Here is a 12,764-nt window from a genome sequence, read left to right on the forward strand (position 1 = left end):
GGCCCGGGGCTCACGACGCCCACTTACTGCGGTACTTGAGGAGGATCGACGAGATGGTGTCGGCATCATTGAGGATCTCTTCGTGGTCGCCGATCACCGCGACGGAGCCGATGGTCTCACCGTCGGCGGTCACGGAGGTGGCGATGCCCTCGATGCCCGAGGTCGAGACAGTGGGTGCAACGACGATCTGGTCAGCTTGAATCTGCCTCATCGAGTCCAGGAACTCATCGGCGAAGGGTTCGTCCTCGGGGGGAAGCATCGACAGGTAGCTCCACAGGTCGCGGCGAGACATTCCGCTGAGAAGGATCCACCCCGAGGAGGCGCGGATCAGCGAACGTTTGACGAAGTTCTCTGCCAGGTAGCTGTAGCGAGCTGACTCGGCCGCGTGGTCGACGTAGTAGAGGCCATCGCCGACGGCAATGGCGAGGACGACGGTGTGGCCGGTCGCCTCATGGATCTCCTTCAGGTGCTCGTGCGAGACCGAATCCACCGGAGACGATCCCGCGATGCGAGTCAGGAAGAACGGCGCCGGGCCCAGAAAGTAGCTGCGCTCGCGCTCGATGAGGTAACCGGTGGCGACCAGACCGTTCGCCAACCCCTGGGTCGAAGACAACGGCGCATCGATATGACCGGCCAGCTCCGTCAGCGTCAGGCCGGTTCGGCTCCGTGCCGCCGCTTCCAGGATCGCCGACACCCGATCGACCATTCGATGGTTCGGCCGGTTCGTGGCCACGGGCGAGGAGTTGTCGTGTTGCGGCGTCATGGGTTCAGGATACTTCACCCTTCTCACTTTAGTTACGGGTATACGTAATTGGATACGGCACTATGTAGTAGGATGGTCGAGACAACGCAGTCTATGAGGAGATGACAATGCTGACCGGATTGTTTCCCGCACCAGCTGATGAGACCGAAGAGCTGACCCGACTTCGCTATGCGGTGAGAGCGTTCCTTCAGCGCGAGCGCGATTCCGGGAACTTCACGCCCTGGGTCGACACCTGGCTGACACGCTGGGACACCGACTTCACGAAGAAGCTGGCCGACCAGGGATGGCTGGGCATGACGATCCCCACCGACCACGGGGGCCACGGCAAGACCTTCCTCGAACGCTTCGTCGTCACCGAGGAGCTCCTGGCCGGAGGGGCTCCCCTCGCCGCCCACTGGGTGGCCGACCGGCAGATCGGACCATCGATCCTCAAATACGGCACCGACTTCCAGAAACAGACCTACCTGCCCCGGATCGCCGCCGGCGATGTCAGCTTCGGCATCGGCATGTCCGAGCCTGACTCCGGCTCGGACCTGGCCAGCGTGAAGACCAAAGGAGTGCGCGTCGACGGCGGGTGGGAGGTCACCGGCACCAAGGTCTGGACCTCCGGGGCTCACCACGCGGACCGCTTCATCGTCCTGGCTCGCACCGAGGCGCTCGACACCTCCGACCGGCACGCCGGCCTGTCCCAGTTCATCGTCGACCTCACGGACCCTGCCGTCGATGTCAACGTCATCACCTCAATGAACGGCTCGCAGCATTTCAACGAGGTCGTCCTCAATTCGGTCTTCGTCGCCGATGATCACGTCTTCGGCACGATCGGCAAGGGGTGGGAGCAGGTCACCTCGGAGCTGTCCTATGAACGCAGCGGTCCCGAGCGCGTCCTCTCCACTTATCCGCTGCTGGCCGAGGGCCTGGCCTCACAACATCGGCGGGCGTTCCTCCCCCACCTGGCCCGCGTCATCGGGCTGCGCACGATGTCATTCGGCATCGCCCATGCCCTGGCTCGCGGCGAGACACCCGACACCGCGGCTGCGATCGTCAAGGTCCTCGGCACCAAGCTCGAAGGCGATATCGCCGAGACCGCCGACAGGGTGCGCCTCGAGGGCTCCACCGGATTGGACTCCATGGTCTCGGCCAGCATTCTGCAGCGACCGGGATTCACTCTGCGCGGAGGCACCACGGAGATCCTCGACGGAATCATCGCCCGCCAACTCGGCCTGCGCTGAAAGGAAGTTAAGCAATGACATTCACCGATGACCTCGACCAAGTCAGCGAGCTCGCCGCGAGCATCGTCGACGATGCCGGACTCACTCACACGAGTGTTGAGACACCCGATCTGACTTCGCTGCTGGATAAGCTCGCCGAGGCGGGTCTGACCGATATCGCGCGCGAGTCCGATGACTCCGACAACCTCGAAGTCCTGGCCGCGACCATTGGCACCCAGGTGGGGCTGGCGCACGCGGGGATCTTCTACCCCACCGCCGATTTCGACCTGTACCCGATCAGACTGGTCGCCGGCACCGAGCTCGACGGCACCCTGCCAGCAGGCACACTGCTCGTGCCGTGGTCCGCGATCGACCAGGGCCAGCCCATCGCGTGGGCCACCCACGCCGAGGCGGTCCTCACCCATCGTGCCACCGACGTCGGAGTGGAGATCGCACTGATCACCGACGTCCGGGCCTCGGAACCGATCGTGAGCATCGACGGCTCACCGGCCGCCCGGATCACCACCACCTCGGCGCCGGACTGGGTGGATGCTTCTGCACACGCAAGCGAATGGATCGCAGGAGTCCGTCAGGCAACCGCCCTGGCGGTGACGGCGGCGCAGCTGTCCGAGATCGTGGAGATGACGGTGCGCTATGCCACCGAACGCACGCAGTTCGGTCGTCCCGTCGGAAAGTTCCAGGCCGTTCAGAAGCTTGTGGCCGAATCGGCTGCGAACGCGGAGATGGTCGCCTCGGCGGCCGCGAGCTCACTCCAGCACCTGTCATCTGGCCAGCAGCTCGACTCTGCTGCCAGGCTCGAAATCGTGGCCGGCTGCCTCACCGCCTTCGATGCCATCGAGGTCGTCGTGCGCAACTCGCACCAGGCGCTGGGTGCTATCGGCACAACACTCGAGCATCCCCTGCAGAGATACACCAGGGGCGTGCTGCAGACCAGACGGCAGATGGATTCCTCCGAGGGTCTGCTCGACAGCCTGTCCGCACTGGTCACGTCCGACGAGGACACTGTGTGGGAGATGGTCGCATCATGATCTTGGACGGACTCAAAGTCATCGACCTGTCCCGCATCATGGCAGGGCCGCTGGCTGCCCAGTATCTGGCTGACCATGGTGCCGACGTGATCAAGGTCGAAGGACCTGCGCAGGATGACACTCGCAAATGGGGGCCGCCCTTCGCCGATGACGGAACCACCGGCTACTACAACGCGCTCAATCGCAACAAACGCAATATCTGCCTCGACCTGAAATCTGCCGAGGGCCAGGACGTCCTCGCCAAGCTGCTCGCCGATGCCGATGTCCTCATCGACAACTTCAAGGCCGGCACCCTGGACAAATGGGGCTTCGCCCCGGACCGGATCGAACAGGACTTTCCCCGCCTCATCCACTGTCGGATCACCGGCTATGGAATCGATGGTCCCCTCGGCGGACAGCCCGGCTATGACGCTGTCATGCAGGCGTACGGCGGGCTGATGAGCGTCACCGGTGAACCCGATGGTTCACCCGTACGCCTCGGGATGCCCGCGGTCGACATGGTCACCGCTCTGCACAGCTTCTCCGGCATTCTGCTGGCCCTGCGCGAGCGGGAGTCGACGGGACGAGGCCAGCTCTTGGACTCGACTCTGCTCGACAGTGCCGTGAGCATGCTCATTCCCCAAGCTTCGAATTGGCTCTACGGTGGTGGCACCCCGCATCGCACCGGTGCCGCTCATCCCACGGTGGCTCCCTACGAGGTGTTCGCCTGCGCAGACGGCGACCTCTTCATCGCCGGGGGCAATGACGGCCAGTTCGCCAAGATCTGTCGGTATCTTGGTGTGATGGAACTCGTCGACGATCCGCGGTTTTCCAGCAACGGTGCCCGGAGCACCAACCGCGCCGAACTCAAGGAACTCCTGCAGCCACGGGTCGCGGCCCAGCCGCGCGCGGATCTCCTGCAGGCCCTGGCGGCGCAGGGAATTCCTGCCGCCCCGGTCAATACGGTTCCCGAGATGTATGAGGAGCCCCAGGTGAAGCACCGGAAGCTGTTCTTCGAAGACGAATCGGGGTTCAAGGGCGTGCGCAATCCGATTGTCCTGTCGGGCCAGGAGGCACCGACGCCCACTCGCCCGGCCCGGACGGGTCAGCATTCATCGCAGATCCTCGCCGAATGCGGATTCGATGAGGAGCAGATCGCCGCCCTGCAGAACTCCGGCGCGGTCACAGCAGAGTCTGAGTTGCCCGCAGCGTCAGCAGAACAAACAGAAAAGAGCATGTCATGAGCGAACAATCCCAGAACCTCATCCTGGTCACACAGCCGGCGCCCGCCATCGAGCTGTGGAGCCTCAATCTTCCCGAGCAGCGCAATCCGATCACCGATGAGCCGATGATCGAGGCGCTCATCGGCAACATCGATCGGATCCGTGATGACAAGTCGGTCAAGTGCGTGATCCTCACCGGTGAGGGCAAGGCGTTCTCTGCCGGCGGCAACATCAAGAAGATGGCCGATAAGTCAGGCATGTTCGGCGGAGAGTTCGACGAAATCCGCGAGGGCTACCGCAACGGTGTCCAGCGCATTCCTCTGGCGATGAGGTCCGTCGACGTTCCGTTCATCGCCGCGGTCAATGGGCCCGCGGTCGGTGCAGGCATGGACCTGACGACCATGTGCGATATGCGTGTGGCTGCCGAGCAGGCGTGGTTCGCCGAGTCGTTCGTCCAGCTCGGGCTCATCGCCGGTGATGGCGGTGCCTGGTTCCTCCCTCGCCTGATCGGATCCGCTCGAGCCGCTGAGATGGCGTTGACCGGCGATCGAGTCGATGCGGTCACCGCCGAACGGTGGGGCCTGGTCAACTACGTCGTCTCTGCCGAGAACCTCATCGAACGCTCTCTCGAGCTGGCCGGACGCATTGTGGCCAACCCCGTGTATTCGGTCCGGGCGACCAAGCAGCTCCTCCTCGATTCGGAGCGCCACACACTCGAGTCGATGCTGGAGGAATGCGCCTCACTGCAGGCCAACGCGCATTTCCAGCCCGATCATCATGAAGCTGTGGCCGCGATGCTGGAGAAGCGCGCGCCTCGCTTCACCAGCTGAGTGTTCCAAGTTCCACTGTCACAACACAGGGGCCGGGTTCGACCAATCGATGGCTGAACCCGGCCCCTGTTGAAGTGGTGCTCAGAAGCGGACCTCTATCCCCGCGCCACTCCAGCGGCATTGGCAGCGGTCTCGACCGCAGCAGCCACGGCAGGAGCAACTCGCTCGTCCATGGCACCGGGGACGATGTAGTCCGGGCGCAGGTCGTCGCCGACCAGATCGGCGACGGCACGCGCAGCGGCGAGCTTCATCTCATCGGTGATGTCGGTGGCCCCGGCGTCCAGGGCTCCGCGGAAGATTCCGGGGAAGGCCAGGACGTTGTTGATCTGGTTCGGGAAGTCGCTGCGGCCGGTGGCGACGACCGAGGCGTACTTCTCTGCGATGTCCGGGGTGATCTCCGGGTTCGGGTTCGACAGGCCGAAGATCACGGCATTCTCGGCCATCTGCGGCAGGTGCTTCTCATCAATCGTGCCGCCGGAGACGCCGATGAACACATCCGCACCGGCCAGAGCGGTGTCGATCCCGCCTGTGATGCCGCGCGGATTCGTGTTCGACGCCAGCCATTCCTTCGTCGGGGTCAGATCGCCGCGTTCGGAGTCGATGATTCCCTTGGAGTCGAGGACGACGACATCCTTGACTCCGGCATCGTCGAGGATCTTGGCCACGGCCACTCCGGCAGCGCCTGCTCCGGAGAGGACGACCTTGATGGAGTCGAAGGACTTGTCGACCACCCGCAGCGCATTCGTCAGCGCGGCGAGGACGACGACGGCGGTGCCGTGCTGGTCATCGTGCATGACCGGAATGTCGAGGGCGGCCTTGACCCTGTCCTCGATCTCGAAGCAGCGAGGCGCCGAGATGTCCTCGAGGTTGACCGCGCCGAATGACGGGGCCATGCGGACAAGGGTCTCGACGATCTCGTCGGCGTCATTCGTGTCGAGGACGATCGGGATCGCGTCGAGTCCGGAGAAACGCTTGAACAGGGCGCACTTGCCCTCCATGACCGGCAGGGATGCCTTGGCCCCGATGTCGCCGAGGCCGAGCACGGCCGATCCGTCGGAGACGACGGCAACGAGGCGACCGGTCCAGGTGTGGGTCCGCGCCAGTTCCGGTTCGTCCTTGATCGCGGTGCAGACCTTGGCAACACCCGGGGTGTAGGCGATCGAGAGATCGCGCTGGGTTTCGAGCGGACGGGTGAGCTCGGCAGAGAGCTTGCCGCCTTCGTGCCCGGCGAAGATCTCATCATCGGTGATCGGCGGCAGCGAGTTCTGTGCGGCAGCGGCGGTAGATGTATCGGTCGTTGTCGTCATGTTTGATCCTCGTGGTCTCGTGACGGCCGGCATCGCAGCGATGCCGCCATCGGTGTTCGTCAGACCGCGGTGCCATACCACGGGGCATATCTGGCAGCGGTCGAATCGAAGAGCTGTCACCAAGATGGATGGGGCGGTGACGTCTGCGCAGTGTGGTTCGCGCCCTTTGTGAAGGACTGTGCGTGGCTGCGCAGGGCACGAGCGGTTCGCAGTCGGCCGAGTTCCGACCTCAAGAAACGCACTGTGCAACTCGGCCAGCATAGCCGATGAGTCACTGCTGTCCACCCTGAAAAGTCACCTTCGCCGAGGTTACCGCCCCGTTTTGAGGCATGTTCACAATACCTTTGACCTGGGTGAATTGAATCCGGAAGGTCGTGTTCCGAGTCTCAGCCTTCTGCCACTGCGGCCCTCTGCCGGTCCTTCGCCCGCCGGCGGGCCAGGTCGACGATTCCGATGATTGCGGCGAAGACCATGACCGCGGCGATGAATCCGAATCCGGCGACGATCGCGGCCCCATAACCGGCCATCCCCTGGACGACGAAGAACAGTGCGGTGACGATCGCGATGCCGATCGCCGTTCCCACGCGCTGCCCGGTCTGCATCACCCCACCGGAGCTTCCCGCATATTCGACCGGCACATCGGCCAGGGTCAGGGTCTGATTGGGACTGATCGCCATGCCCTGGCCGACCCCGGTCAGACCCAGGCTCGCCAGCATCCACCAGATGCTGATGCCCAGGTCTTCGTGAGCGAGGACGATCAATGCAGAGGCGACGACTCCGACGATGGCGATGCCGACTCCGAGCACGACCATCTTGCGTCCGTAGGTGAGGACCACACGGCCGGAGGCTTGGGCACTGACAGCTGCCAACAGCGCCGAGGGCAGACCCATCAGTCCCGCTTCGAGTGCGGGGAAGCCGAGGCCGTTCTGGAGATAGAGGGCGACGATGACCCAGACTCCGGGCATGCCCACGAAATACATCGACGTCAGGGAAGCGCCATAGGCGAATGTGCGGGTGCGGAACAGAATCATGTCGACCATCGGGGCACCGCCTCGGCGGGCATATCGGCCCTCCCAGCGCACCCACAGCCAGATGACGACGGCACCTACGGGGACCAGAGCGTAGATCCAGGCGCCGGCGGAGCGTTCGAGGAACGGAAGCATGACGAACAGGGTGCCCAGCGACAGGAGCACGAGGCCGACCGGATCGAAGTCGGCGCGCGCCTTGGCGGAGCCATCGGCATGATCGGCATCGGCTGCGCTGCCTCTCCATGCACTGGGCGGCAGCCAGAATCGGCCGAGGACGATGGCGGCCACGGCGATCGGCACATTGATGAGGAAGGCCGATCGCCATCCCCACTCCTCGCCGAGAAGCGCGATGAGCCCGCCGCCGAGCACGGGCCCGATGCCGACGGAGACACCGACGATCGTGCCGAACATGCCGAAGGCACGACCTCGGATCTTGCCGTGGAAGTACTGCTGCAGCATCCCCACGCCCTGAGGACTCAGCAGTCCCGAGCCGATGCCCATGACGATGCGTGCGACGTTGAGCATCACCGGGTCGGGAGCGAAGCCGGCGATGAGCGAGCCGAGGGCGAAGACGCTCACTCCGGCGACGAACAGCCTGCCCCGACCGAAGAGGTCACCGGCGCGACCGGCAGCGACGAGCAGCACACCGAAGGCCAGCGTGTAGCCGGAGAGCACCCATTGGATCGCGGAGTTCGAGGCCCCGATCGACTTCTGCATATCCGGCAGGATGACGTTGACGATGGACACGCTCAGCAGAGACATGAACATCGGCACCAGCATCACGGCGAGGATTCGGCGCTGCCCCGCCGACATGGCCGGTGTCTCTGAAGTTCCCGTCATTGATCCAGTTCTACTCCGCCAGTCAGATCGGCACAACACCCCACCACGGCGGTCTCGCTCACGCCTGCCACACCGTTGCGGCGGCGGTGTCGCTGTCCTAGCTTGCGAATGTAAAACGATCGTTGTACTTTGAGAGCATGACAGCTTCACGAGAACAGATCGTCTCCAGCGCAGAACGCGTCTTCGACCACCGCGGTTTCGCCGCGTCCGGCATGGATGATCTCACCGCAGCTGCAGGGGTCTCGACGCGCACCCTCTACAAGCACGTGGGGAACAAGACCGGCCTCGTCGTCGCCGTCCTCAAGGCCCGCACCTCCCGGTTCTTCGCTCACTGCCAAGCGGCGAGCGTCGACGAGCTCTTCGTCCGCCTCGAGGAATGGGTCGAGGCCGAGGGATCCCGTGGCTGTCTGTTCCTTCGCGCCCATGGCGAGGCCGGGGAATCGACACCGGAGATCGCCGAGGAGGTCGCCGGCTACCGCGGACGGCTGAGATCGATGATCGCCCGGATCGTCGGCGAGGACCTGGGAGACGACATCACTGTCGGCGAGGACGATGCCACCGTGACCCAGATCCTCGTTCTCTTCGAAGGCACCACCTCAACGGCGTCGTATCTGGGGACCGCTGCGGTCACCTCGGCGAGGGAAGCCGCCGCAATTCTCATGAACGATGCTCGAGGTCGGCGCTGAAGCGACTGCGGCATCGCACCTGTACGAACAATTGCACCACCCGCACAATTCGGAGGCTCCGCCATGCACCTGCTCACCGTCTTCTCCCACCCGATCCGCTCCAGCTACCCCGGCCAGGTGATGGACGCCTTCCACGAGCCGTTCCGCGCGGCAGGCCAATCCATCGACGTCCTCGACCTGCACGCCGAAGGTTTCGATCCGCGCTTCGCCGAGGCCGATCATCAGCACTTCTGGGGTGCAGACATCCCGGACGGCATTGAAAGCATGCATCGGCGAGTCGAAGCCGCCGACAGTCTCGCGTTCGTGTTCCCCGTCTATTGGTGGTCGATGCCGGCGATGATGAAGGGGTGGATCGAACGCGTCTTCACCGGCGGATGGGCCTACCAGTACGGTGCCGGGGTGGCCGATCGCGGCATGCAGCCATTGCACGGGCTCCTCCCCCACGTTCCGACGGCACTGATCGGCATCGGCGGTTCCAAACAGCGCACCTATGACAAGTACGGGTATGAGGACGCCATGCGCACCCAACTCGATGTCGGGGTCTTCGCCTACAGCGGGATCACGGACGTCGAGTCCCACCTCATCCCGGACATCGAGGCACCGGGCAACACCGAGAATCGCGCCGCCGGACTCGATGAGGCTCGCAGCATCGCCACGGCCTTCGCCTCCCCCACCCGCCGGACTCGCAACGCCAAGGCCGACCACCTGAACCGTCGTGTCGCGATGGCACCGTGAACGGACAGACGTTCATCTCTTCGAGATCACTGCCCGCAGTCGGCCGTCGAGGAGGTGGTCGCACATGTGGACACTGCCTTGAGTCGCAGCCGAACCCCGGATCACCGAGTAGGGTCGAGTGATGGTGAAATATCGTTGGACCTCAGCTGACATGCCCGCGATGGACGGACGTACGGTGATGGTCACCGGAGCCAACGGCGGAGTCGGGGCCGCGACTGCGGCCGCTTTCACCCGAGCAGGAGCGCACGTCGTTCTGGCCGTTCGCGACACGCAACGCGGACAGGCAGCGGCTCGTGCCATGGGAGGCAGCACCGAGGTCCGCGAACTCGATCTCGCTGACCTGAGTTCAATCCGAGCTTTCGCGCAGTCGTGGAGCAACCCGCTCGACATCCTCATCAACAATGCCGGGGTCGCCGGACTCGCAGGATCTGCGACCAAGGACGGATTCGACCTGCAGTTCGGCACCAATCATCTTGGCCACTTCACCCTGACCAACCTCCTCCTGCCGCACCTCACCGACCGGGTGATCACGGTCGCGTCGGGGGCACACAAGTCGGGCACGATCCACTTCGACGATCTGGCCCTGCGCACGCGCAGATACGGTTTCGCAGCGTCCTACGGGCAGTCCAAGTTGGCCAACCTGCTGTTCACGCTCGAGCTCGAACGACGCCTGCAGCAGGCCGGTTCGACCGTCCGCTCGCTGGCCGCGCATCCCGGCTATGCTGCCACGAGCCTCGGCACCAAGGGGCAGCCCAAATCGCTCGTTGCGGCGGCGAACCTTGCCGGGCGCGTTTTTGCTCAGACCAGCGAACAGGGGGCTCTGCCCTCTTTGTTCGCAGCGACTCAGGACCTGCCGGGAGCCAGCTACATCGGCCCCGACGGACGTGGCGAGCTGCGCGGCTCTCCTACACTGGTCGGCCGATCCGCCGCCGCCAGCGACCCCACTCTCGCGCGTCGCCTGTGGGAGGTCTCCGAAGAGCTCACCGGCACCGGCTTCGGGCTCGATCGCCACTAATTCGCCTGTCCCACAACAAGTGCCAGGGACATCGCTATGGCAGCGGTCATCCCCGAAGCCTGATTGAGCGATGGGGATTGGTGCAAAAAAACCTCTCGGCTGACCCATCTGCACTGCCGACTGCTCCGAATCGTCACTGTACGGCCCCGAACGGGACTGTCCACAGAGATAACGCAGAAGGGAACACATCATGCGCACAGCAAAGAAGCTCATGCTCACTCCGGTCCTCGCCTAGACCGCCTTCGGTCTTGCAGCAGGCCCAGCAGCCGCGGCAACCGCAAGCGGCAGCGACTCCGGTGAGAATTGGACGTACCAGGCCGACCTGAACGAGGTCAACGACAGCGGAGCCTCCGGTGACATCATGATCACCCTCAAGGGCAACAAAGCGATGATCACGGAACACGTCGAAGGTCTGGCCGAGACGTTCCAGGACGGGAAGTACCCCCACGTCCAGCACATCCACGTCAAAGCTGGCGGCAATGGCACTTGCCCCACCGCCTCGGCTGATGAGGACGGCGACGGAATCGTCAACACTCCCGAAGGTGGTGCCGCCTACGGCGAAGTCTCCACGACCCTGACGGACTCCGGTGACACCAGTGCCGCTGCCGCCGTCGATGTCGAGCATGCCGGTATCAAGGGTGGCTCGGCAACCTACGAGCGCACCATCGATCTCGATGACAAGACCGTGGATGCCATTAAGAATGGCGGAGCATCCGTCGTCGTCCACGGCCTCAACCCCGAGGACCTCCCGAAGGACGTTCAGGACGCCAAGAGCCCACTCGATGACAGCCTCCCGCAGGCCGCCACCGCCCCGGCTCTGTGCGGAACTCTTGCCGACAGCCAGATGGGACAGCCACCTAAGGGCGGACCCGACACAGGCGGCGGCAGCACTGCCGGCACCGATGACACGGTGATGCTGGCCTCCGGCGGCGGAATCCTCGTCGCAGCGGGTGCGGCCTTCGCAATCTCGCGGAAGAAGAAGACGAACAGCGCTCACTGATCGACACAGACTGATCGACAACAGAAAGGACGACACCAGTCATGACTGGCAAGCAGGCAAGGCATCGCCGCGGCATCAGCACATGGGCCGTGGTGGGCCTTGCCCTGCTCGTCGTCGCGGCCATACTCATCACCGTCGGCCTCGTGCGCGGACAATCACCACCGCAGCCGAATGCAGAGTCCGGCAGCCCCACTGCCGCAGCAGAGACCGACAGCGGCTCATCCAGTGCACAGTCACCGGCTCCGTCAACCCCTGATGCCGATGCAGCCGCTGAGGCCGATGCTAAGCCAGAGGCAGCACCCGACAAGGCAATGGACGCCTCCGCACCGACACAGCTGAGCATTCCGGCCATCGATGTCGACACCAGCATCATGGAACTGGGCCTGACGGACAACGACGAACTCGAAGTCCCACCATTGGGCAAGGATGCCCCCGCAGGCTGGTATGAACGCTCGCCCACGCCTGGTGAAGTCGGCCCCTCACTCATCGTCGGCCACGTCGACTCCGCGGAAGATGGGCCCGCTGTGTTCTTCGACCTCGGCGGTCTCCACAGTGGAGACACACTCACCGTCACCCGCGAAGACGGCTCCGAAGCCACGTTCAGCATCGATGACGTCACCGATTACGGCAAAGACTCCTTCCCCGACTACAAGGTCTACGGAAACACCGAGGGTCCAGAGATCCGACTCATCACCTGCGGCGGCGACTTCAACGAACAGACCGGCCACTACGAAGACAACATCGTCGTCACCGGCCACCTGGTGGAAGACAGCTGATCGCACGGTGGATCGGGTTCGAATCAGACCAGCACGTCCTGCGTCTTGGCATGGTGTCGCCCACATTCGTCAACCGCATCCACCTCGGCGATCAGGTCGCGTCCGCGGGTCTCCGGGGCACAGTGGGCACCGCTATCACTGGAGCCAGGCTGCCGGAGACCACCGAATCGATGACCTTGATCGTCGTCATGAACGTGTGCCGACGTTTGGAACCGAAGAGCTCGCCGGGCAGTTTGATTCGACACCGTAGAGGTTCGGCAGGGAACCGCCGACGAAGACGGCGAAGACGCAGGCGTGAGGATCGAGGCGCCTGTGTCGATGAGCA

General features: G+C 64.2%; 12 protein-coding genes. 9 read left to right on the forward strand and 3 right to left on the reverse strand.

What is annotated here, in order from left to right; genetic code table 11:
• Positions 1-10: 10 nt before the first annotated feature.
• Positions 11-763 carry a helix-turn-helix domain-containing protein gene (locus BLT92_RS06260; protein WP_092104121.1) on the reverse strand — a complete coding sequence of 251 codons (753 nt, stop codon included), beginning with the start codon at positions 761-763 and terminating at the stop codon, positions 11-13.
• A gap of 107 nt (positions 764-870) precedes the next feature.
• On the opposite strand from BLT92_RS06260, the gene BLT92_RS06265 reads away from it, so the two are divergent.
• The 4 genes from BLT92_RS06265 to BLT92_RS06280 are packed head-to-tail and all read left to right on the forward strand — an operon-like array spanning position 871 to position 5,052.
• A complete protein-coding gene (locus BLT92_RS06265) occupies positions 871-1,992 on the forward strand; it encodes an acyl-CoA dehydrogenase family protein (protein ID WP_092104123.1) in 1,122 nt (373 codons plus the stop codon).
• Positions 1,993-2,006: 14 nt separating this feature from the next.
• Complete coding sequence (locus BLT92_RS06270; RefSeq protein WP_092104125.1) at positions 2,007-3,020, forward strand: acyl-CoA dehydrogenase family protein; 1,014 nt, start codon at positions 2,007-2,009, stop codon at positions 3,018-3,020.
• A complete protein-coding gene (locus tag BLT92_RS06275) occupies positions 3,017-4,243 on the forward strand; it encodes a CaiB/BaiF CoA transferase family protein (RefSeq protein WP_092108857.1) in 1,227 nt (408 codons plus the stop codon). Before BLT92_RS06270 ends, BLT92_RS06275 begins: the two co-directional genes overlap by 4 nt.
• A complete protein-coding gene (locus BLT92_RS06280; RefSeq protein WP_092104127.1) occupies positions 4,240-5,052 on the forward strand; it encodes a crotonase/enoyl-CoA hydratase family protein in 813 nt (270 codons plus the stop codon). The genes BLT92_RS06275 and BLT92_RS06280 overlap by 4 nt, the downstream gene beginning before the upstream one ends.
• A 95-nt stretch (positions 5,053-5,147) precedes the next feature.
• On the opposite strand, the gene BLT92_RS06285 is transcribed toward BLT92_RS06280, so the two are convergent.
• Positions 5,148-6,359: an NAD(P)-dependent malic enzyme gene (locus BLT92_RS06285; RefSeq protein ID WP_092104129.1), complete on the reverse strand. Its 1,212-nt coding sequence runs from the start codon at positions 6,357-6,359 to the stop codon at positions 5,148-5,150.
• A gap of 386 nt (positions 6,360-6,745) precedes the next feature.
• Positions 6,746-8,227 (reverse strand): MFS transporter, encoded by a 1,482-nt coding sequence (locus BLT92_RS06290; RefSeq protein WP_231939057.1) that lies wholly within the window; start codon positions 8,225-8,227, stop codon positions 6,746-6,748.
• A 137-nt stretch (positions 8,228-8,364) separates the two neighbouring features.
• Here BLT92_RS06290 and BLT92_RS06295 point away from each other — a divergent pair, with 137 nt between their 5' ends.
• From BLT92_RS06295 to BLT92_RS20805, 5 genes are all read left to right on the forward strand, one after another.
• Positions 8,365-8,913, forward strand: coding sequence for a TetR/AcrR family transcriptional regulator (locus tag BLT92_RS06295; RefSeq protein WP_092104133.1), 549 nt, complete (start codon positions 8,365-8,367; stop codon positions 8,911-8,913).
• Between the two features lie 63 nt (positions 8,914-8,976).
• Positions 8,977-9,648 (forward strand): NAD(P)H-dependent oxidoreductase, encoded by a 672-nt coding sequence (locus BLT92_RS06300; RefSeq protein ID WP_092104135.1) that lies wholly within the window; start codon positions 8,977-8,979, stop codon positions 9,646-9,648.
• A 121-nt stretch (positions 9,649-9,769) separates the two neighbouring features.
• Complete coding sequence (locus BLT92_RS06305; protein WP_092104137.1) at positions 9,770-10,663, forward strand: oxidoreductase; 894 nt, start codon at positions 9,770-9,772, stop codon at positions 10,661-10,663.
• 361 nt (positions 10,664-11,024) lie between these two features.
• A complete protein-coding gene (locus BLT92_RS06310; protein ID WP_092104139.1) occupies positions 11,025-11,663 on the forward strand; it encodes a GVDTG sorting domain-containing protein in 639 nt (212 codons plus the stop codon).
• Between the two features lie 41 nt (positions 11,664-11,704).
• The gene (locus BLT92_RS20805; protein ID WP_092104141.1) at positions 11,705-12,439 is read left to right on the forward strand and encodes a class F sortase; all 735 of its coding nucleotides are present in this window, start codon (positions 11,705-11,707) and stop codon (positions 12,437-12,439) included.
• Positions 12,440-12,764 lie beyond the last annotated feature (325 nt).

Source organism: Brevibacterium picturae, from assembly GCF_900105045.1.
Taxonomy (GTDB): Bacteria; Actinomycetota; Actinomycetes; order Actinomycetales; family Brevibacteriaceae; genus Brevibacterium; species Brevibacterium picturae.